Raw genomic sequence first — 21,115 nt, forward strand, 5'->3', positions numbered from 1 at the left:
TGCACCGGCTATGCCGACGCGGACCAGAGATTAGCAGAACCAATTCGCCCGCTGCTCCTTAGTAGATGGTCGTTAGGCGAACACCTACTATGCGTTTTTCATTCGCAGAGCCAGATGCAGCGGATACGCCCTCCCAGCCGGGCGCGTGCGGATTTTCCCGGTGTCCGCTCTATGGGACGGGGCGGCTGTCGGCAGACCCGGCAGGCCGGCAAGCAGTCAGCGCGCACGACACCGGCGGCCTCTCGCTACATCCGGTCGCGATGACCCCCGCGACCGCCGCCGGGCGACCTACCTGCCGGCGATCTGGGGGCGGGAGTACGGCTTGGAGACCACTTCGACGTTGCTGAACCAGGAGGTGACGGTGATGCGGATCTCGGGGGTGCCGGCGACGCGGGGCACCGGGGCGAGGTGGATGTTGCGGGAGGTGAACATCGCTGGGCCGCTTACGTCGACCTCGACGCCTTCGGGGACGATGACTTTGAGTTCGCCGAAGGTGCAGCTGCCGTCGATCTCGATGATGCTCTGGTCGGTGAGGATCTCGCGCAGGTCGAGCTCGGTCGCGCCGAAGATGGTGCGGACGGTCAGTTTCGGGGTGCGCAGGCGCCAGCGGCCACGGCGTTTGACGTCGCTGAAGATGCTGATGACGCGGTCGACCGTAGTGGCGGAGCCCACGATGGGGGCGGGGGCGAGGTCAGCGGTGGCCCGCACGAGTTCGGCGGAGGTCGCCGCGGCCCAGACCCCACCCACCCGGGCGCTGAACTCCTCGAGGGTCAGTTTGCCCTCGCCGCAGGCGCGCTGCAGCACCTCGGCCGCGCGGGCGCGGTCATCGTCGGAAGGGTCTCCATCGGACGGTGGTACCCGCATCGGCGTAGTCACGCTGCGATCCTAGGCGGTGCCGCACAGAAAAAGGGGCCGCCGCGGTGAGCGGCGGCCCCGGGGAAGCTATGCGGGGCGCAGGGTGGCCCAGCCGTCGTCGCGGGCGCGGGCCGTGCTCAGCAGGCCGGCCACCGCGGCGGCGTTGGTGATGTCGCCGCGCAGGACCATCGCGACCGCCTCGTCGAGCTCGATCCAGGCGAGTTCGATGTCGGCTTCCTCGTCCTGGCGCTCGTGGCGGTCGGCCTCGGGCACCGGGGACAGCTCGCGGGCCAGGAAGATGCGGATGGTCTCGGCGGTGAAGCCCGGTGAGGTGTGCAGGTCGACGAGCAGGTCGTAGCGGGCTGCCACGAGGTCTGCCTCCTCGCCGAGTTCGCGGGCCGCCGCGGCGACGAGGTCCTCGCCGTCGACGTCGCGCAGGCCTGCGGGGAGCTCCCAGAGCTGGGTGCCGACCGGGTGGCGGTACTGCTTGATGAGGGCCACGCGGCCGACCTCGTCGAGGGCCACCACACCGACGGCGTTCTTGTTGATCACGATGTCGCGGTGGGCGGTGCCGCCGCTGCTCATGGTGATCTCGTCGGTGTAGACGGTGAAGATCGGGCCCGAGTATCGCTCCGTACGCGACTTGGTCTCGTGCTCGAAAGCCGTCATGAGGCGGCGACCGCGGTCTTCGAGGTGTCGGGCTCGGCGGACGGCTCGACCTGCACGGGCAGTTCGTCGGCGGCGTTGTAGTCGACGGCGGCCTTCACGAACGCCGTGAACAGCGGGTGCGCCCGGGTCGGGCGGCTCTTGAGCTCCGGGTGGGCCTGGGTGGCCACGAAGAACGGGTGCTGCTCGCGGTCGAGCTCGATGAACTCGACCAGGCGGCCGTCCGGGGAGGTGCCGGAGAACTTGAGGCCCGCGTCGCTGAGCTTGGCCCGGAAGTCGTTGTTGACCTCGTAGCGGTGCCGGTGGCGCTCGGAGATCTCCTCGCTGCCGTACGCCTCCGCGACCAGCGATCCCGGGGTCAGGGCGGCCGGGTACGCCCCGAGGCGCATCGTGCCGCCCAGGTCGCCCTTGCCCGCGACGATGTCCTCCTGGTCGGCCATCGTGGAGATGACCGGGTAAGGGGCCTGCTCGTCGAACTCGAGGGAGTTGGCGCCCTTGAGGCCGGCCATGTTGCGGGCCGCGTCGATCGTCATGCACTGCAGGCCCAGGCACAGTCCGAGGATCGGGATGCCGTTCTCGCGGGCGTACCGGGAAGTGTTGATCTTGCCTTCGATGCCGCGGATGCCGAAGCCGCCGGGGATGACGATGCCGTCGACGCCCTTGAGCGCGGCGGCCGCACCGGCGGGGGTGTCGGCGTCGTCGCTGGGGACCCAGCGCAGCTGCACCTTGGCCATGTTCGCGAAGCCGGCGGCGCGGATCGCCTCACTGACCGACAGGTACGCGTCCGGCAGGTCGACGTACTTGCCGACGAGGGCGACGGTGATCGTCCGCCGCGGGTGGTGCACGCGCTCGAGCAGGTCGTCCCAGGTGGACCAGTCGACGTCGCGGAACGACAGGCCGAGCCGGCGCACGACGTACGCGTCGAGGCCCTCGCGGTGCAGCACCTTGGGGATGTCGTAGATGCTCGGGGCGTCCGGGCAGGCCACGACGGCCTCACGGTCTACGTCGCAGTACAGCGACAGCTTGTGCTTGAGCTTGTCCGGGATCTCGCGGTCGCTGCGGCACACGAGCGCGTCGGGCTGGATACCGATGTTGCGCAGCGTCGCCACGGAGTGCTGGGTGGGCTTGGTCTTCAGCTCACCGGACGGCGCGAGATACGGGATCAGCGACACGTGCAGGTAGAAGACGCGGTCGCGGCCGATCTCGTGGCGTACCTGGCGGATGGCCTCCAGGAACGGCAGTGACTCCATGTCACCGACCGTGCCACCCACCTCGGTGATCACGACGTCCGGCACGCGGCCGAAGTCGTCGGGTGAGGCCATCGCGAAGATGCGCTCTTTGATCTCGTTGGTGACGTGCGGGATGACCTGCACGGTGTCGCCGAGGTATTCGCCGCGGCGCTCCTTGGCGATGACGGCCGAGTAGATCTGGCCGGTGGTGACGTTCGCCTTCGCCGACAGCGGGCGGTCGAGGAAGCGCTCGTAGTGACCGACGTCGAGGTCGGTCTCGGCACCGTCCTCGGTGACGAAGACCTCTCCGTGCTGGAAAGGGTTCATCGTGCCGGGGTCGACGTTCAGATAGGGGTCGAGCTTCTGCATGACGACCCGCAGCCCGCGTGCGGTCAACAGGTTGCCGAGGCTGGAGGCGGTGAGGCCCTTGCCCAGCGAGGAGGCAACGCCTCCGGTGACGAAGATGTGCCGCGTCTCGCGCACTGAAGGTGCCAAGGCCTGCTCCCGTGGTCGGTCAAAATAGTGTTGCAGACCGGCGCCCACCCCAGATTCTCCAGAAAGCAGAGCTGAAAGAAGGCGCCATCCACGGGATTTCACGATAACACCTTGGTGGGACGACGCACGTTCGGGCTGGTCGCCGCGCGTGTCTCAAGTGGCGCTAACGTCCGTTTTGTCCGGCACGCGACGGATAAGGCCGGGCCCACCGGGCCCGTCGGTCTCCCCCTCGGGCCGCGTCCGGTCGGCGGCGTGCTCAAGAACACGCAACGTGGTCAGCACGAGCAGCGGCACCGCGACCGCGGCCGCGGCACCCGCGACCCCGAACCCGGCACCCTGCAGCACCCCGGCACCGAGCACCGCGACCGTGGTGCCGCCCAGCGCCGCCCGCAGGGCCGGGTGCAGACCGAAGACCCGGTTGAGGCCACCCCACGCCGAGAACTGGCTGAACGCGAGCATCATCGCCCCGGCGAGCGCCAGGATCGTCAGGGCGCTGTCCAGCGCGTGCCCGCTGGACGCCGCGGCGCGTTCCATCGCCGGGCCGGCCGTGCCGTCGAGCAGCTCCCCGAGGAACTTGCCGAGACTGCCCCGCTCCGGAACCGCGCGCTGCAGGTCGAGTGCGGCGAAGCCGATGGTGACGGCAAGCCCGGCGACGGTTGCCCACGCGAACCGCGGGAACGTGAGCCAGCCGCCGGTGCTGATCGCGGCGGCCACACAGACCCCGCCGGTGACGGCTACGGCGCCGACCGGGTCCGCACCCAGGTAAGGGCTGCCCACCATGATCACCGCGAACCCGCCGACCAGGACCACCACGACGGGACGCCACGGACGCCGTACGAGCTGCGCCACGCACCCCGCCACGACCAGCGCCCCGGCGACGAACACCCCGAGCCCGACGCTACCCAGCCCGGCGTACCGGGAGCCTTCGATCGCGGAGTACCCCGCCACGCCGTTGAGCTGGAGCTGCGCGCCCGTCATCAGGTCCACGGCGACCACGACCACGGCGACGGCCGCGACCGTGCCCAGCGGCCACAGCGTGCGCCCGTACCGCGGGGAGAACCGGATCGCCGCGGTGCCGGCCGCGACGAACGCGAACGTGAGCGCCGCGAACACCAGAGTCGGGTGCCCGGTGCGCCACCATGGGACCGCGTCGGCCAGCAGCGCCGCCGGAATGGTCAGCCCGGACGCGATCAGCAGCACCTCGGTGATCCGCACGAGCAGCCGCGACGGGGAGGCGGGACCGGTCGGCCCGGCATGCCGGCGCGCGCGCATCATCAGCGGCACGACGAGGATGAACAACGCGACCTGCAACGCGGCCAGGCCGAGGTAGAACCGCCCGGTGACACCGGACTGCGCGACGGCACGCTGGTTGGCGTCGTGGGTGCCGAGCATCGAGGCGGCCGGTGACGCCGCGCGGCCGTCGACGACGCTGGCCGTACGCCCGCCGAACAGCCCGTCCGGCCCGGCCCGCCCGAGCGCGGTGAGGATCGTCGGGGCCAGGTCGACCAGCTGGACGTAGCCGTCACGGCCGGTGCCCGCGGAGGTGAGCCAGCCACCCTGCCAGCCCGGGCCCTCCGCGATCGCGACGTGCAGCCGCGCGGTGGTGTCGGTGTCCGAGACCCCGGCGACGACCATCAGGGAATTGCGCGGGCGGGCGGCGAGCACCCGGGCGAGCAACGCGTCGGCCTGCGCGACCTTCGCCTGGCGGGCGGCGCCGGACCCGGTCACGGTGCCGAGGTCGACGATGTTGAGCTGGCACAGGTCGAACACCCCGGCCAGGTCGTCGGGCAGGGTCGGCGAATACCGGTCGACCCGGCCGTACGGGCGGGCGGCAGCCACCGCGGCCCCGGTCCCGACGGCATACGTGCACCGCTGCGACTCGGCCAGCGCCCCGGGCACCGCGCCGTACGGCTGGGTGTCGTTGGTGCGCACCACGCCGGGCAGCTGCGGCAGGTTCGCGCCGATCTTGTCCGGCTGCTCCACAGTCGGGGCCACCGCCGCGCACTGCCCCGTGACGTTGCGGGTGCTCCATACCGAGAAGTTGCCCGCGCCCAGTGTCAGCCAGCCGTCGTCGGGGCAGGTCGTCGCGTGGGCCGACCGCACGGACAGCCAGCCGACGGCCCCCGCGGTCGCCTCGTGCCACAGCGTCGGGGTGCGTTGCGGGTCCAGGTCGTCCCAGCGCAGCCCGGCGGCCCCGGCGACGATGACGTAGTCGGCGGTCTTGCCGGAGACCCCGGTGGCCGGACGCAGTGTCAGCCCGGCGAGACTCGCGGCGACAGTCAGCACGATCAGCAGATAGGGCACCCACACCCGGCGGTCCCGGGCGATGGCGAACAGGGCCTTCACCCGCGGCTCGCCCGGCTGGTCTCGGTAACCGACGCGTACGCCGCGAGCACGTCGACCACCGTGTCGTGCTCGGTGGGCCACGTGGCGGCCTGCCGCGGCCCGCGCAGCGCAAAGTCGGCCCGCCGCTCCGGATCGGCCAGCATCTCCCGCACCGCGGTGTCGAGGGCCTCCACGTCACCGGCCGGGATCAGCACCGCGGCGTCACCGACGAGCCCGGGCAGCCCGCCGACCGCCGTGGCGATCAGCGGCACCCCGGCCCGCAGCGCCTCCTGGGCGAACAGTTGCCGGGCCTCCCAGTCGCTGGTGACCAGCGCGATGTCGGCGCCGCCGAGCAGGTCGGGCACGTCGGTGCGGTGACCGAGAAAGTGCACTTTCGCGTGCACCTCGGAGGCGCGCTGGGCGAGCCCCATGTAGCTGGGGCCGGACCCGGCCACGACGGTGACCGGGGCGGGGTCGATGTCACGCCACCGCGCCGCTGCTTCGACGAGCACGTCGTAACGCTTCTGCGGGTGCAGGCGACCGACCGAGAGAATCAGGGGCGTGGCGGCGGCGAGGCGGAACTCCGCTCGTACGGCGGAACGGGATCTTTTGGGTGGGGCCGTCTCCAGGGCAGCGACCGGGGAGAGACGCGCGTTGCGTGCCCCCAGCGCGACAGCGCGTTGCACCAGGTCGTCCGAGGCACCCAGGGTGAGGGTCGCGGAGCGGGCGACGATCCGCTCGACCAGCGCGGACGCACTGCCCCGCAGCCCCTTGGCGAGCACCGCGTTGTGCCACGTCACGATCAGCGGCGCACCGGGACGCGCGAGTGTGGCGACGAACGCCGCCCGCAGCCCGTGCGCGTGGACCACATCGACGGGCCGGCTCGACAGTGCCCGGCGCATGGCCCGGATCGCGCCGGAATCCTGCGGGCCGGGGCTCGCCGGGATCTCCACCGGCAGGAACTCGGCGCCGGCGGTGGTGAATCCGAACAGCTCGTCGTTGGCGGCGGGCCCGCACACCAGCACGGTGCAGCCCGCGGCGACCAGGCCGCGCACGAGCGACAGGACGTGCCGGCCCACCCCGCCGGTACTGGAACCCAGCACGAGCGCCACGGATCCTCGCCACGCCGGCTGACTCACGAGCGTCCCCTCCTGGTGATCTTCTGGACCACCCTCCTGGTGATCCTCTGGACCGGCGGCCCAAGATCGCGTCGGTCCAGCGGGTACACCACCGCCACGAACACGACCGCGACCACGACTGCGCCAAGCATGCCCTGCAACAGGCTCGCCCCGGCTGCCGGGGTGCCGCCCAGCGCCCGGCCCAGGCCCTGCGACGCGGCCCATCCGGCGGCTCCCGCGGCGAGCGCGGCGGCGATGCCGGCGGTTGTCACCCTGCTCAGCCCGGCGAGGGCGGCCGGGCCGGCGTGGCGGCGCACGGCGAGCACGAGCAGCAGGCCGATGACCGACATGCCGATCGCGTTCGCGGCGCCCAGTCCGGCGACCTGGTCCGGCTCGGCGAGCACCCCGCAGAGCACGATCGCGGACACCGCGGCGACGGCCCAGCCCACGGCGGTCGCGGCTGCGGCGGCGATGGTGGCGCCGCGGGCGTACAGGGCACGGGACAGCAGGGCAAATAACGCGTAACCCAGCAAACCAGGCGCGAACCCGACAATGCCAGGCGCGGCGCCCTGCGCTCCGATCAAATAGGCCGCGGGCCAGGCGACGGCGGCCAGCAGCGCGGCGCCGAGGCAGGCCAGCAGCACCACCGTGCGCGCAGTGGACGACAAAGCTACGACATATCCGTTTTCGTCTTGTTGCGCGTGCGACGCCGCCAGCCGGGGGTAGACAGCCGTCGAGAGTGGCACGGCGAGCACCGCCCACGGCAGCAGGAACACCGTCTGCGCCGCGGTATAGATGGTCAGCGGGCCATCCGCAGCCAGCAGGATCACCACCAGCACCATGATCTGCTGCGCGCCCACCGTCACCGCCCCCGCCCAGCCGAGCCGGACCGCCTGCCGCCCCTCATCACCCGGGAACCGATACGACGGACGCAGCCGCAGCTTCAACCGGCTCAACGGGATCACCAGGCACAGCGCCAGCACGACCACCCCGGCGGTGGTCCCGGCCGACAACCACAGCTCACCCGGGCGGGTCAGACCCGCGATGTCGCTGCGCGCCCCGTCGACCAGGGCATAACTCAGGTACGCGCCCATCACGGTCACCGACGACAACAGCGGCGCGATCACCGGCCACGCGAAGCGATGATGCGCCTGCAGCGCCCCGGTCAGCACGATCCCGATGCCGTACAGCGGCAACTGCGGAGCGAACACCCGAAGCATCCGCGCGGCGACCTCCTGATCGGCGACCGGCACGTCGAGCAGCCCGGCGATCGGCCCGGCCAGCAGCGCCACCAGGACCGCAAGCGGCACCATCAGGGTCAGGACCCAGGTGAGCAGCGCGGACGTGATCTCGCTGACCTGCTCGCGGTCCCGGCCGGCGATCAGCGGCACGACCAGGCTGGCCAGGGCTCCCCCGGCGACCAGCTCGAAGACGATGTTCGGGATGGTGTTCGCGGCGTTGTAGACGTTGCCCAGCCCGCCGGTGCCGACGGTGTGCAGGAAGACGAAGGTGCGGCCGAACCCGGCGATGCGGGCCAGGATCGTCAGCACGGTGATGACCGCGGCGGCACCGGCGAGCCCGGCGGCCCGCGAGCGGGTGGCGGTGGTCACGGAGTCGGGCGCCGGCCCAGCGCGTCGGCCGCGCGCAGCCACGGGGTGTCCTGGATGACCTTGGTGAAGCTGACCTTCTCACTCGCCGCGGTCAGCCCGGCGAGCACGCTCAGCGCGACCGCCCGCCCGAACGTCCCGGTCTTCGCCACGAGTGCGACCCCGAGCAGCGCACCCAGCGCGTTGGCACCGGCGTCACCCAGCATGATGTCCTCGCCCAGGTCGGCGGGAAGCAGTGCGGTGCTCGCCCCGAGCGTCCCGGCGGCGATCCCGCCCGCGCGACCCACGAGCAGCGGCGCGCCGATAATGGTCCCGGCCTTGATCGCCCGGCCAGGCCGCAGATCGAGCAGGTTCAGCAGATTCGCGCTCCCGGCGATCACTCCCGCTCCGAGCAGCACATTCATCGTGCCTTTACGTACGCCCGGAGCCCGCGACAACAGCACCGACGCCGCCAGCCCCGCCGCACCCACCCCGGCGATCTTCACGAGCCCGCTGGTGACCCGCCCGTCCCGCAACGCCGCGAGGTGCCCCTTGAAGCCCTTCGCCGCCTTCTGCTCCGGCCGGTTGCCGACGATGTCGTCGTAGAAACCGACCGCCCCGGACGCGGCCCCCGCGACGACGACCGCGGCGGCGGCAGCGGCCCCCGGAGCACCCAGCGCGGCACCCAGCGTCGCCCCTGCCGCGAGAGCCGGACCACCCGCGAGAGTGACCGTGCGGCCGTGGAAGTTGGTGCGCTGCAGCTGACCGGCGTGCGGGTCGTGGCGGATCCAGGCCAGCGCGGCGCGGGCCGCGAGCGCCCCGAACCCGGACGACGTCACCCTGCCGGCCATGCGTGTACTCCCTGCGCTCGCCTCACCCACGTCATCGCAGGCCCACCGAGTGTAGGGGAACGGCCCCAGCGTCAGCTGGCGACCACGGGGACGCGCGAGGTCGACCCGGCCGCGACGCCGTACTGACCGATCTTGCCGGCGATCAGCCGCTCGACCACGGTCAGCGCGGTCGCGAGCTGGCCCTGGGGGGTGCTGGCGTTGTCCACCGTGGAGATCTTGACGACCAGCGCCGGGTCGCCGCGCACCGCGGAGACCAGGTTGCCGTCGCCGGAGCCGGTGCCGGCCACCAGCACCGGGTGCTCCGCGGGCAGAAACCCGGTCAGGAACTGCCCCGTCAGGGTGACGGCGTTCTTGTTCTTCGCGGCCGCCTTGCTGTCCGACGGCGGCTGCCCCGACACGATCACGGTCGCCTCGGCACCCGGGACGATCTTGTCGCTGACCGTGATGTAGCCGGGCTCGGTGTACGCGGTGAGCACGGCGGTCAGGTCCGCGGGGGTCACCGCGACCGTCTTCGTCAGCAGTGCCTCCGCCAGCAGCGCGCTGGAGGTCTCCACCCCGTCGCTGTTGAGCGGGAGCACCTCGGACGGCACCGTCGGCTGCGACGCCCGCTCAGCGAGCTCCAGCATCTCCAGCGAGTTGTCCGGGTCGAAGAACTTGTCCTCGATCGAGAGCTGCCCGGTGATGGTGGCGCCGGCGGTGGTCAGCATCTTGGTCACGCCGTCGGCGTAGTCCTTGCCGGTGGGCAGCACGACGACCAGGAGGCGGCGGTTGGCCAGCTTGCCGTTGAGCAGCGCCGGTGACACCTCGGTGACGAACTCCTGGCTGCGGTTCAGCTCGTCGCGGTACTGGTTGGCCTGGTCGCGGTAGTTGCTGTTGTCCTTGTTCAGCGAGTCGACCCGGGCCTTGAGGTTGTCGGCCACCGGGCCGTTGAGCGCGGTCGTGCCCACCACCAGGCCGATGGCCAAGGCGAGGAAGACCGCGGTGAGCGACACCACGTGGTACCGGAAGTTGATCACGCCAAAGCCTCTTGGTCCGTCGGGCTGGTCAGAACAGCTGTCCTAGTTGGAAGACCAGATTGTCCCACCACTCGGACACCACGGAGAGATAGGCCTTGCCGACGGTGGACACGGCCACCGCGGAGGCCAGCGCCGCGATGGCGGACAGCACGAGCAGCAGCAGCGACGACCCGGAGATGTTCTGCTTGTAGAGCCGGCTCACGCCCTTGGCGTCGACCAGCTTCCCGCCGACCTTGAGCCGGGTCAGGAACGTCGACGCCATGCCGCCGCGGCCTTTGTCGAGGAACTCGACCAGGTTGGCGTGCGTGCCCACCGCCACGATCAGCGTGGCGCCCTTGTCATCGGCGAGCAGCATTGCCAGGTCCTCGCTGGTGGCGGACGCCGGGAACGTGATCGCCTCGACCCCGAGCGCCTGCACCCGGGCCAGACCCGGCGCGCGCCCGTCGGTGTAGGCGTGCACGATCACCTCGGCACCGCAGCGCAGCACGTCGTCGGTGACCGAATCCATGTCCCCGATGATCATGTCGGGGGTGTAGCCGGACTCCACCAGAGCGTCGGCGCCGCCGTCCACGCCGATCAGCACCGGCTTGAACTCCCGGATGTACGGGCGCAGCACGTCGAGGTCGGCCTTGTAGTCGTAACCGCGCACCACGATCAGCACGTGCCGGCCGGCGACCTTCGTCTCGACGTCGGGCACACCGACACCGTCGAGCAGCAGCTCACGCTCCTGCTTCAAGTAATCCATGGTGTTGGCCGCGAACGCCTCGAGCTGCACCGACAGGCCCTCACGGGCGTCGGCCATCGAGGCCGCGACGCTCTGCGCGTCCTGCCGGATGCCGGTGGCGACCGCCTCGCCGTTCAGCAGGACCGCGTCGTTCTCGATCGCGACGACGTCACCCTCGCTGAGCCGGTCGAACAACTCGTCACCGAGATTGTCGACCAGCACGATGCCGGCCTGGACCAGCACCTCCGGCCCGAGATTGGGGTAACGCCCGGAGATCGACGGCTTCGCGTTGAGCACCGCGGCGACCCCGACGGCGACCAGCGAGTCGGCGGCGACCCGGTCGATGTCGACGTGGTCGATGACCGCGATGTCACCGGGGCGCAACCGCCCGACCAGGCGCTTGGTCCGGCGGTCGAGACGAGCGGTGCCGGACAGGTCCCCGGCTTCGACACTCCGGGTCCGGCGCAAGGTGGGAAGTCGCATCCACGCCATCCTGACACGCCGGATCGAACGCCTCGCACCCGACATGCACAACGTCACCCCCGAAAGGGGCATGACCGGCCAACCCCCCACCTTTTGCCGAGTCGTTCAGCCCCGCTTCTCACGGTCCGCAACCGCCAGCAGCTCCTCGGCATGCGCGATGCCCAGATCCGAATCCGGCAGACCCGCCAGCATCCGGGCCAGCTCCCGCGCCCGGTCGGTCTCCTCCACGATCTTCACCCCACTGGTGGTGATCGCGCCGCCGGTGTCCTTCTGCACCACCAGGTGCCGATCGGCGAACGCCGCCACCTGCGGCAGGTGGGTCACGACCAACACCTGATGGGTACGCGCCAAGCGAGCCAGCCGCCGTCCGATCTCCACCGCGGCCTGACCACCCACACCCGCGTCGACCTCGTCGAACACCAGCGTCGGCGGCCCACCGGCACCGGCGAACACCACCTCGATGGCCAGCATGACCCGCGACAGCTCGCCGCCCGACGCGCCCTTCTGCAACGGCAACGCCGGCGCCCCCGGGTGCGCGATCAGCCGGATCTCGATCTCGTCGGCGCCGTCCGGGCCCACCGCGAGCTCGTCGATCACCGGCTCGTCACGGCCCGCCGTGCGCGCCAGCACCTCGATCTCCACCCGCGAGTGCGGCATCGCCAGCCCGGCCAGCTCCACCGTCACCTGCCCGGAGAACCGCCCGGCCGCCTCGACCCGCGCCGCCGTCACCCGGCCCGCCAGCTCGGCGACCTGTGCCGCCAGCCGCACCCGCTCCTTGTCGAGCTCCTCGAGCACCTCGTCGGAGGTGTCCAGCAGCGCCAGCCGGGAACGTGCGTGATCGGCCCACGCGATGACACCCTCGACGTCGTCGGCGTACTTACGGGTCAGCGCCCGCAGCGCCGCGCGCCGCTCGTAGATCGTCTCCAGCCGCGCCGGGTCGGCGTCGAGCTGGCTCAGATAGGCCGACAGCTCCGAGGACACATCGGCGACCAGCGTCGCCGCCTCCTCGATGCGCCCCGCCAGCTCCGCCAGCGCCGGGTCGACCGAGGCCTGCGCCTCCAGGGTGCGTTTCGCGGTGCCCAGCAACTGGGTCGCGTCGAGCCCCTCGTCGGTCTCCTCCACGCCACCCGCGAGAGCCTGCCCCGCCAGCGCCGCCGCCGTGCGCAACCCCTCGGCGTGCTCGAGGCGCTGCACCTCCGTGCGCAGATCCTCGTCCTCACCCGGCTGCGGATCCACCCGGGTGATCTCGTCGAGACCCAGCTTGAGCAGCTCGGCCTCCTGGGTGCGTTCGCGGGCGTTGCGGCGCCGGTCGGCGAGATCGTCCACCACCGTGCGCCACTGCGCATACGCCTGCCGGTAGGTCTCCAGCAGCTTCTCGTGATCGGGGCCCGCATAACGGTCGAGCTGCGCCCGCTGCTCGGCCGGGCGCAGGATCCGCAACTGGTCCGACTGCCCGTGCACCGCGACGACCTGCTCACCGACCTCGGTCAGCATCGCCACGGGCATACTGCGCCCGCCGACGTGCGCCCGCGACCGGCCCTCGATCGTCACCGTGCGGCTCAGCAGCACCGAACCGTCGTCGTCGACCTCGCCGCCGGCGTCCGTGATCCGGGCCTGCACCGAATCGGCGAGCCGCCCGTCAAGCCGCAGGCGGCCCTCCACCACCGCGCGCCCGGGGTCGGCGCGCACTCGTCCGGCGTCGGCCCGGCCCCCGAAGAGCAGGCCGAGACCGGTCACCACCATCGTCTTACCCGCGCCGGTCTCGCCGGTTATCGCGTTCATGCCCGTGGTCAGCCGCAGCGTCGTGTCATCAATGACGCCGAGCCCGGTGATCCTGAGTTCCTCCAGCACAGGGCGAACAGTATCGGTGCCCACCGACAATTGCCCACCGGCATCCCACCGGAGACGACGCTGATCAGCGTCGATTACCCCGCCAGCCCTCCACCGGCAGGTGGAACTTGGCCACCAGGGTGTCGGTGAACGGCTTCGGGTTCAGCCGCACCAACCGCACCGGAAGATCACCACGATGCACCGTGACCTGCGCACCCGGCGGCAGGTCCCACGTACGCCGCCCGTCGCAGCACAACGTCGCGAACGACGTGTACGGATCGACGGTCAGCACGAACGTCGACGTGGGCGCCGTCACGATCGGTTTGCTGAACAACGCGTGCGCGCTGATCGGCACCAGCAGCAGCGCCTCCACCTCGGGCCACACCACCGGACCGCCCGCCGAGAACGCGTACGCCGTCGAACCCGTCGGTGTGGCACACACAACACCGTCACACCCGTACCGCGACAGCGGCCGCCCGTCCACGTCGACCAGCAGCTCGAGCATCTGCGCCCGCTGCCCCTTCTCGACGCTGACCTCGTTGAGCGCCCACGAGTCGGCGATCAGCCGCCCGTCGTACTCCGCCCGCACGTCAAGGGTCAGCCGTTCGTCCACCGTGTAGTTCCCGGCGACGATGTCCTTCACGGTCTGGTCGATGTTCTGCAGCTCCGCCTCGGCCAGGAAGCCGACCTTGCCGAGATTGATCCCGAGCAGCGGCACCTTCGCCGGGCGCGCCAGCTCGGCCGCGCGCAGAAACGTGCCGTCACCGCCGAGCGCGAACACGATCTCCACGCCCTCGGCCGCGTCGGGGTCGTCCACCGGGGTGACGCCCGGCGGCAGCTCCAGATCGTCGACCTCCTCGGCGATGACCTTGACCTCGAACCCGTTAGCGACCAGATCCCGGGCGACCGTCTGCGCGTGCTGCGTGCTCTGCCGCCGCCCGGTGTGGGTGACCATCAACGCCGAACGGCTCATGAGGGGCCTGCTCCGGCACGCAGCGAACCGGGGAAAACCATCACACGTCCTCCAAGGGGGGCGAAACCGGCGTCGATGCCGGCTCGCCGGAATTTACCTCGCCGGACGGCCCCGCTGCGACCACCGCGCGTACTCGCTCAGGATCAGCCGGTGATGCGTCCCGGCGGAACCACACGAAGAACTCCACATTGCCGCTCGGACCCGGCAACGGACTCGCCGCCACCGACGCCACACCCAGCCCCAGCCCGGCCGCCGCCGCCGCGACGTCCAGCACCGCCTCCGCCCGCAGCCGCCAGTCCCGGACCACACCCCCGGTGCCGACCCGCTCCTTGCCGACCTCGAACTGAGGTTTCACCATCAGCGCCAGATCACCGTCGGCAGCCGTACAGGCCGCCAGGGCGGGCAACACAAGCCGCAACGAGATGAAGGACAGATCGGCCACGGTGAGTGCCACCGGGCCTTCGATCATTTCCGGCGACAACGTACGCACATTCGTGCGCTCCATCACCACCACGCGATCATTGGTACGCAGTGGCCACGCCAGCTGGCCGTAACCAACGTCCACGGCGTACACCTTGGCGGCCCCGGCACGCAGCAGCACATCGGTGAACCCGCCCGTCGACGCCCCGGCATCCAGGCACCGCCGGCCCTCGACCTTCAGGCCCTCGAACGCCTTCAGCGCCCCGTTCAGCTTGTGACTGCCCCGGGAGACGTACTCGTCAGCCGGATCCTCCCCGGTCACCACGACCGGATCAGCCGGATCGATCATCGTGGCGACCTTCTGCGCCACGGAACCGCGCACCTGCACCCGCCCGGCGGCCACCAGCGAGGCGGCCTGCTCCCGGGACCGGGCAAGTTTGCGGCGTACAAGTTCGGCGTCAAGCCGCGCGCGACGAGCCATCAGCGATCGATGCTCGCCAGCGTCTCCTGCAGCACCTGATGCGCGGCCTCGTACTCGGCGAGCTGGTCGGCGGGAGCGAGCGTGGCGGCATTGGCAAGCGACTGCAGTACAGCGTCAACAGCGGGATGACCGGTCGTCTCAGACCCGTCGAGCATCCCCTCGGTGACCTGCGCCGGGGCCTGAGCCTGCGCCGGCTGCGACTGCACCGGCCGCGACTGCACCGGCCGCGACTGGGGCTGATAGGACGGAGCTGCGGGCTGGAAACCTCCCGGGCGCGGCCCACCGGGCGGGGGACCGGGCCGGAACCCCCCGGGCATCGGCCCCGGCCGCGGCGGCTGCTGATTCGGGTAACTCACGACGTGCCCTCCGGAGCGCTGTCATTCGGGGCGGTCCACTGCACCGGCGCCGCCTTCTTCACCGACGCGGCCTTCTTGACCGGTACTGCTCTATCGGCCGGCGCGGCCTTCTTGACCGGCACTGCTTTATCGGCCGGCGCTGCATTCTTCGCCGCGGCCTTCGAGGCCGCGGCCTTTTTCGCCGCGGGTGACGTCGGCGGCAGCACCGTCTCGGCGGCGGCAGCCTTCACCGACGCGGTAGGCGCGGCCATCGTCCCCGCCGGCTCAGCCGAGGGCGTGACCGGCGCGGCCTTGGCGGCCTTGGCCACCTTCGTGGCCTTCGCGGGAACGGCCTTCTCCGGCGCGGCCTTCGCAGGACCGGCAGTCGCAGGCGTCGGCGTCGGAACAGCCGCTCCAGGCGCTGCCTTCGCTGGCGCTGCCTTCGCTGGCGCTGCCTTCGCTGGCGCTGCCTTCGGCGGCGTCGGAACGGCCTTCTTGGCCACCGCCTTCTTCGCGACGGCCTTCTTCACCGGCAGGACCGGCGAGCCCGTCGAGACAGGCTTGGCCGGGGAAACGGGCGGGGCCGGCGGCGTGACCGTGGCCGGGCCCGGCTCAGCGAGCGTCACCCCGGCACCGTCCGCGCGCTCCTGCGCCTCGCGAAGCTCCTTCTCCAGATCCTTGACCCGCGTGGTGAGGTCGGAGACCTCCTCCGCGGTGGCGAGCCCGACCCGCCCGAGGGCCTTGTCCACCTCGTAGCGCACCAGGTTTGTCAGCGCCTCCCGGTTGGCCACCCCGGTGGACATCAGATCCTCGACCAGGCCCTGCAGCTGACCGGCGGTCGCCCCGCCCTTGTTCAGCAGCTCACCGGCGACCTTCTGCGCCCTCTTGCGCGGTGCCTCCGTCAAGCCGAGCGCCATCTCCAGATACGCCCGCCATGCGTCCTGCATCTCGCCCACACCCCTCTCGCGCTGCGCCTGCGCTTTCGCTGGTGCCACGCTACCGGGCTACCCCGCACGCCCGTCGGGTACCGTGCGTTACGAGATCAGGTGTCGTGACAAGGAGCGTCCGCAATGGCCACCGTGGAAGAGTGCCGTGAGGCCCTGGGCAAGCTCGCCGCCCGTCTCGACGCCAACGCGGAGACCCGGGGCAAACTCGACCTCGACCGCACCCTCGCGTGCCGGGTCCCCGACCTGTCGACGGCGTTCCACGCCCGCCTCGAGGGCGGCCGGCTCGTCGGCATCACCGACGGCGACGACCCCAAGGCGAAGATCGCCCTCACCGCGGCCAGCGACGACCTCATCGCCCTGCTCACCGGCCGGCTCGATGTCACGAAGGCGATCGCGTCCCGGCAGGTCTCGATCAAGGCGAACCCGTTCGACCTGCTGAAGCTCCGCAAACTGCTGTAAACGAAGAATGGGCCGCGGGAAGCCCCGCGGCCCATTCTCACCGAAAACCTAAAGATCCCACTGCTCCAGCAGCTTCGCGGCCTCGTCCGAGCCGGCAGACGCCTTGCCGCCACCCCACACGAAACCTGCCAGCAGCCGCAGCGCGTCAACCGGCGTACCCGAGCCTTCGAGCCGCCCGTCCGTGAGCCGCCAGCCGCCCGCCGCGCCGCCCTCCACCGGGATCCGCGCATCCTCCGCCGGAGCGAACAGCCCCGACAGATCCGCGGACACGTAGGTCGGCCGGCGCGACTCCGGCGCGGACAGCAGCTCGGCCGCGTCGCTCACACCCGTGAGGACCAGCAGGCTGTCCATCCCCGCACCGACCGCGCCCTCGATGTCGGTGTCCAGCCGGTCACCCACGGCCAGCGGGCGCTGCGACTTCGACAGCGACGCCGCCGTCTCGAACAGCGCCGGCGCGGGCTTGCCGACCACGAGGTCCGGCTCGCGGTCCAGCGCCGTCCGCAGCACCGACACCAGCGAACCGTTGCCGGGCAGCGGGCCACGCGGGCTGGGCAGCGTGCGGTCGGTGTTGGTCGCCACCCACAACGCCCCGGCGCGGACGGCGAGCGCCGCCTCGGCCAGGATCTTCCAGCCCACGTCCGGGCCGAAGCCCTGGACCACCGCGGCCGGTTTGTCGTCGAGGCTGTCCACCGGTGTCAGGCCCGCGTCGCGTACCTCGGCACGCAACGCCTCGGCTCCGACCACCAGCACCGGAGCACCGGCCGGCAGCTGTTCGGCCAGCCGGGCCGCGGCGGCACCGGCCGAGGTCAGGACCTCAGCCGGCTCCGCCGACACACCCATGCCGTTGAGCAGGCTCGCGACGTCAGCCGCGCGCCGAGAGGCATTGTTCGTCGCGTACGCGATGGGAGTGCCGTCCGCACGCAACTGCGTAACGGCCTCCGCAGCGCCCGCGATCGGCTTGTCGATCAGATAGACGACCCCGTCGAGGTCGAAGATGACCAGGTCGTACCCGTCGACCAGCCGCCCGCTCACTCCTTGTCCCCCGCCTTCGCCTGGTCAGCCTTCGCCTGGTCGGCCTTCGCCTGCTCGGCGTTGTCGGCGTCCGTCTTGGCGGCGAGGTCGTCGGCGTCGGCACCGGCGAGGTCACCATCGGTCAGCGCCTCGGCGTCCTCATCCTCGTCCTCGGCGGCGACAGCGGCGAGGTCGTCATCCTCGTCGTCATCGTCCTCGTCCTCGTCGTCCTCGTCGATCCCGGCGTCGACGTCCTGGTCGAGCTCGTCGTCCAGGTCCTCGTCGTCGTCCTCGTCATCGTCGAGCTGCGCCTCGGACTTGGTGTCGGCGGCGCCGTCCTGCGCGTCGTCCTCATCCTCGTCGTCCTCGTCGCCCTCGATCGACACACCGTCGAGCTCGAGCATGCGCTCCGCGGCGTCGGTCATGCCGTCATCGTCGGCGGCAGCGGCCCGCGAGAACCACTCCCGAGCCTCGTCACGCCGGTCGGCGGCGAGCAGAGCATCCGCGTACGCATACCGCAGCCGGGCCGCCCACTCGGCGTCCGCCTCCGTGGTCAGCTCCTTGACCTGGAGCATCGCCACCGCGGCGTCGTTCTGACCCAGGTCCCCACGCGCACCGGCAGCCACGATCAGCAGCTCGATGGCGCCGGCCTTGTCCAGCGACTCCTTGTCGGCACCCCGGAAAAGATCGATCGCCCGTTCCGGACGGCCCAGGGCCCGCTCACAGTCGGCCAGTTCGGCCAGGTGCGTCTGCTTACCCGTCATGCGGTGGTACGTGCGAAGCTCCGCGATCGCCGTGGTCCAGTCACCCGCGGCGTACGCGGCCAGCCCGACAGCCTCCCGCACCACGGCGATCCGCGACGCGAGCCGCCGTGCCGCGATCGCGTGCAGCAACGCCAGCTCAGAATCCTCGTCGATGATCTGCCCGGCTGCCACGAGGTGCCGCGCCACCGCGTCAGCGGTCTCCCGCGACAGGCTCAGCAGCTCGGAGCGCACGTCCTTGTCGAGGTCGGTCGCCGCGATGTCATCGGGAATCGCGGGAGCCTTGAACGCGGTCGGGTCATCCTGGGGCCGGTCCTGCGGAGTCCCCTGCGCGTCGCGCGCCGAACCCCGGTTGCCCTGGTAACCACCCCGGTCGCCGCCACCCTGGTATCCACCACGGTCGCCGCCCCGGTCCCGGTCGCCACCACGGTTGCCCTGGTAGCCGCCCCGATCGCCGCCACCCTGGTAGCCGCCGGCCGAAGCGCCACGGTCCCGGTCACCGCCGCGGAAGCCACCCTCGCGGGGGCCGCTGTCACGGTTGCCCTGGTATCCGGGACGGTCGCCGCTGCTGCGGAACCCGCCACGCTCGCCACCGGTCGAGGAGCCCCGGTCACGATCGCCGCCACGGAACCCGCCGCGGTCGCCGCCACCCTGGTAGCCGCCACGGTCCGAACCGCCGCCCTGGTAGCCGCCCCGGTCACGGTCGCCACCACGGAAGCCGCTGCTCTCACGGGGGCCACTGTCACGGGGACCACTGTCACGGTTGCCCTGGTAGCCCGGACGGTCGCCGCCACTGCGGAAGCCGCCGCCGGTCGAAGAACCACGGTCCCGGTCACCGCCACGGAACCCTCCGCGGTCGCCGCCACCCTGGTAGCCGCCGCTCGAAGCACCGCGGTCACGGTCACCGCCGCGGAAACCACCCTCGCGGGGGCCGCTATCACGGTTGCCCTGGTAACCCGGACGGTCGCCGCCACTGCGGAACCCGCCCCGGTCGCCACCGGTCGAGCCGCCACGGTCTCCACCGCGGAAGCCACCCCGGTCGCCGCCACCCTGGTACCCACCACGGTCGCCGCCACGGTCCCGGTCGCCGCCACGGAAGCCGCCTTCACGCGGTCCGCGGTCGCCCTGGGGCCGGTCGCCGAACGAGGGACGGTCACCGGAGGGCCGGTCGCCCCGGAAGCCGCCGCCGGTGCGGTTGCCCGGCCGGTCGGAGCCACCACTACGGAACCCGCCGCGGTCGCCGCCACCCTGGTAACCACCACGGTCAGAACTGCCACCGCTGCGGAAGCCACCCTCGCGGGAGCCACTGTCACGGTTGCCCTGGTAACCCGGACGGTCGCCACCGCTGCGGAAGCCACCGCCGGCCGAGGAGCCACGGTCACGATCGCCGCCACGGAACCCGCCGCGGTCACCGCCACCCTGATATCCGCCACGGTCGCCGCCGGCCGAAGAGCCACGGTCGCGGTCACCGCCACGGAACCCGCCCCGGTCGCCACCACCCTGGTAGCCGCCGCTCGAAGCACCGCGGTCACGGTCACCGCCGCGGAAGCCACCCTCGCGGGGGCCGCTGTCACGGTTGCCCTGGTATCCCGGACGGTCACCACCGCTGCGGAAGCCACCGCGGTCGCCGCCACCCTGGTAACCGGGACGGTCGCCACCGCTGCGGAAGCCACCGCCGGTCGAAGAGCCACGGTCACGATCGCCGCCACGGAACCCGCCGCGGTCGCCACCGGTCACGCCACGGTTGCCCTGGTATCCGCCCCGGTCCGAGCCGCCGCTGCCGCCGCTGCGGAAGCCGCCACGATCGCCGCCACCCTGGTAACCACCACGGTCGGAGCCGCCGCTGCGGAAACCGCCACGGTCACCACCGGTCGACGAGCCACGGTCACGGTCGCCACCCCGGAAGCCGCCGGTCGATCCGCCGCGGTCGCCGCCACGGAATCCGCCCCTATCGCCACCGCCCTGGTATCCACCACGGTCGGAGCCACCACGGTCGGAGCCACCACGGTCGGAGCCACCACGGTCGGAGCTGCCACGGTCGGGGCCGCCGCTGCGGAATCCACCGCTCGAGCCACCACGGTCGCTCTGGAAGCCACCGCGGCGCGGGGCTCCTCGGTCTCCGCCCCGGTCACCCCGGTCGCCGCGCGGTCCTTCGGAGCCGCCGTCGCGAGCGCGGCCGGACCGGGCCTCGTCGTCGCGGTTGCCGCCATCCTGCGGTCCTGGGTTCACGGGTCATTTCCTTCCAAGGTTCGGCGTGGCCGGCCACGAGGGCCCGGTCGCCGGAGCAGATCAACTACAGGGGGCATTCACTTGCACGTCGTGCCGAGCTCTCGCTCTTGACTTGTCGAGCTCTCGCTCTGTCCTGCTCACGTTCGGTCTTGCACTTGCTCGGTCTTGCTCTTGCTCTTGCTCGGTCTTGCTCACGTTCGTTCTTGCCCGGCACCGCGGCGCGCTCGAGGCACGCCGGCGGGCGTCCGTACAACGCTACTAGGCGCTGAACGCAGAAAAGCAGTCGAGGGCCAACCCCATCCGGGGAAGGCCCTCGACTGT

At 71.6% G+C, this 21,115-nt stretch carries 17 protein-coding genes and 1 pseudogene; 2 read left to right on the forward strand and 16 right to left on the reverse strand.

Annotation, left to right across the window (positions count from 1 at the left end; translation table 11 throughout):
• Positions 1-288: 288 nt before the first annotated feature.
• From Ahu01nite_RS47325 to Ahu01nite_RS51160, 14 genes and pseudogenes are all read right to left on the reverse strand, one after another.
• Positions 289-876: a DUF1707 SHOCT-like domain-containing protein gene (locus Ahu01nite_RS47325; RefSeq protein ID WP_239159717.1), complete on the reverse strand. Its 588-nt coding sequence runs from the start codon at positions 874-876 to the stop codon at positions 289-291.
• 66 nt (positions 877-942) lie between these two features.
• A complete protein-coding gene (locus tag Ahu01nite_RS47330) occupies positions 943-1,524 on the reverse strand; it encodes an NUDIX domain-containing protein (RefSeq protein ID WP_203843330.1) in 582 nt (193 codons plus the stop codon).
• Positions 1,521-3,245 carry a CTP synthase gene (gene pyrG / locus Ahu01nite_RS47335; RefSeq protein WP_203843331.1) on the reverse strand — a complete coding sequence of 575 codons (1,725 nt, stop codon included), beginning with the start codon at positions 3,243-3,245 and terminating at the stop codon, positions 1,521-1,523. The genes Ahu01nite_RS47330 and pyrG overlap by 4 nt, the downstream gene beginning before the upstream one ends.
• A gap of 153 nt (positions 3,246-3,398) precedes the next feature.
• On the reverse strand, positions 3,399-5,591 hold the full coding sequence (locus Ahu01nite_RS47340) for a hypothetical protein (protein ID WP_239159718.1): 2,193 nt from the start codon (positions 5,589-5,591) through the stop codon (positions 3,399-3,401).
• Positions 5,588-6,709 (reverse strand): glycosyltransferase family 4 protein, encoded by a 1,122-nt coding sequence (locus Ahu01nite_RS47345; RefSeq protein WP_203843332.1) that lies wholly within the window; start codon positions 6,707-6,709, stop codon positions 5,588-5,590. Before Ahu01nite_RS47345 ends, Ahu01nite_RS47340 begins: the two co-directional genes overlap by 4 nt.
• Positions 6,706-8,340, reverse strand: coding sequence for a murein biosynthesis integral membrane protein MurJ (murJ, locus tag Ahu01nite_RS47350; protein ID WP_239159719.1), 1,635 nt, complete (start codon positions 8,338-8,340; stop codon positions 6,706-6,708). Before murJ ends, Ahu01nite_RS47345 begins: the two co-directional genes overlap by 4 nt.
• The gene (locus Ahu01nite_RS47355; protein ID WP_203843333.1) at positions 8,295-9,125 is read right to left on the reverse strand and encodes a hypothetical protein; all 831 of its coding nucleotides are present in this window, start codon (positions 9,123-9,125) and stop codon (positions 8,295-8,297) included. The genes murJ and Ahu01nite_RS47355 overlap by 46 nt, the downstream gene beginning before the upstream one ends.
• A gap of 71 nt (positions 9,126-9,196) precedes the next feature.
• Positions 9,197-10,141 (reverse strand): copper transporter, encoded by a 945-nt coding sequence (locus Ahu01nite_RS47360; RefSeq protein WP_203843334.1) that lies wholly within the window; start codon positions 10,139-10,141, stop codon positions 9,197-9,199.
• A 28-nt stretch (positions 10,142-10,169) separates the two neighbouring features.
• Positions 10,170-11,348 (reverse strand): putative cytokinetic ring protein SteA, encoded by a 1,179-nt coding sequence (gene steA / locus Ahu01nite_RS47365; protein ID WP_203843335.1) that lies wholly within the window; start codon positions 11,346-11,348, stop codon positions 10,170-10,172.
• Between the two features lie 105 nt (positions 11,349-11,453).
• On the reverse strand, positions 11,454-13,199 hold the full coding sequence (recN, locus tag Ahu01nite_RS47370) for a DNA repair protein RecN (RefSeq protein ID WP_203843336.1): 1,746 nt from the start codon (positions 13,197-13,199) through the stop codon (positions 11,454-11,456).
• A gap of 64 nt (positions 13,200-13,263) precedes the next feature.
• Positions 13,264-14,151: an NAD kinase gene (locus Ahu01nite_RS47375; RefSeq protein WP_203843337.1), complete on the reverse strand. Its 888-nt coding sequence runs from the start codon at positions 14,149-14,151 to the stop codon at positions 13,264-13,266.
• Between the two features lie 40 nt (positions 14,152-14,191).
• Positions 14,192-15,052 carry a TlyA family RNA methyltransferase gene (locus tag Ahu01nite_RS47380; RefSeq protein ID WP_203843338.1) on the reverse strand — a complete coding sequence of 287 codons (861 nt, stop codon included), beginning with the start codon at positions 15,050-15,052 and terminating at the stop codon, positions 14,192-14,194.
• Entirely contained in the window at positions 15,052-15,258 is a 207-nt protein-coding gene (locus Ahu01nite_RS47385) for a hypothetical protein (RefSeq protein ID WP_203843348.1), read from the reverse strand. Before Ahu01nite_RS47385 ends, Ahu01nite_RS47380 begins: the two co-directional genes overlap by 1 nt.
• A gap of 533 nt (positions 15,259-15,791) precedes the next feature.
• A pseudogene (locus tag Ahu01nite_RS51160) lies at positions 15,792-16,334 on the reverse strand (phasin family protein); the annotation flags it as partial.
• A gap of 123 nt (positions 16,335-16,457) precedes the next feature.
• Between Ahu01nite_RS51160 and Ahu01nite_RS47395 the strand changes: the two are divergent.
• Positions 16,458-16,793, forward strand: a complete 336-nt coding sequence (locus Ahu01nite_RS47395; RefSeq protein ID WP_203843340.1) for an SCP2 sterol-binding domain-containing protein — start codon at positions 16,458-16,460, stop codon at positions 16,791-16,793.
• Between the two features lie 48 nt (positions 16,794-16,841).
• Here Ahu01nite_RS47395 and Ahu01nite_RS47400 read toward each other — a convergent pair whose 3' ends face one another.
• Together Ahu01nite_RS47400 and Ahu01nite_RS47405 are read right to left on the reverse strand one after the other, a co-directional pair.
• Entirely contained in the window at positions 16,842-17,825 is a 984-nt protein-coding gene (locus Ahu01nite_RS47400) for an HAD-IIA family hydrolase (protein WP_203843341.1), read from the reverse strand.
• Positions 17,822-18,754, reverse strand: coding sequence for a Replicase polyprotein 1ab (locus Ahu01nite_RS47405; protein ID WP_239159722.1), 933 nt, complete (start codon positions 18,752-18,754; stop codon positions 17,822-17,824). The genes Ahu01nite_RS47400 and Ahu01nite_RS47405 overlap by 4 nt, the downstream gene beginning before the upstream one ends.
• Between Ahu01nite_RS47405 and Ahu01nite_RS51605 the strand changes: the two genes are divergently transcribed.
• A complete protein-coding gene (locus tag Ahu01nite_RS51605; RefSeq protein WP_203843342.1) occupies positions 18,743-20,905 on the forward strand; it encodes a hypothetical protein in 2,163 nt (720 codons plus the stop codon). The two genes, Ahu01nite_RS47405 and Ahu01nite_RS51605, sit on opposite strands and share 12 nt — an antisense overlap.
• Positions 20,906-21,115: the final 210 nt, after the last annotated feature.

This window comes from Winogradskya humida (genome assembly GCF_016862215.1).
In the GTDB taxonomy this organism is placed as follows: Bacteria; Actinomycetota; Actinomycetes; order Mycobacteriales; family Micromonosporaceae; genus Actinoplanes; species Actinoplanes humidus.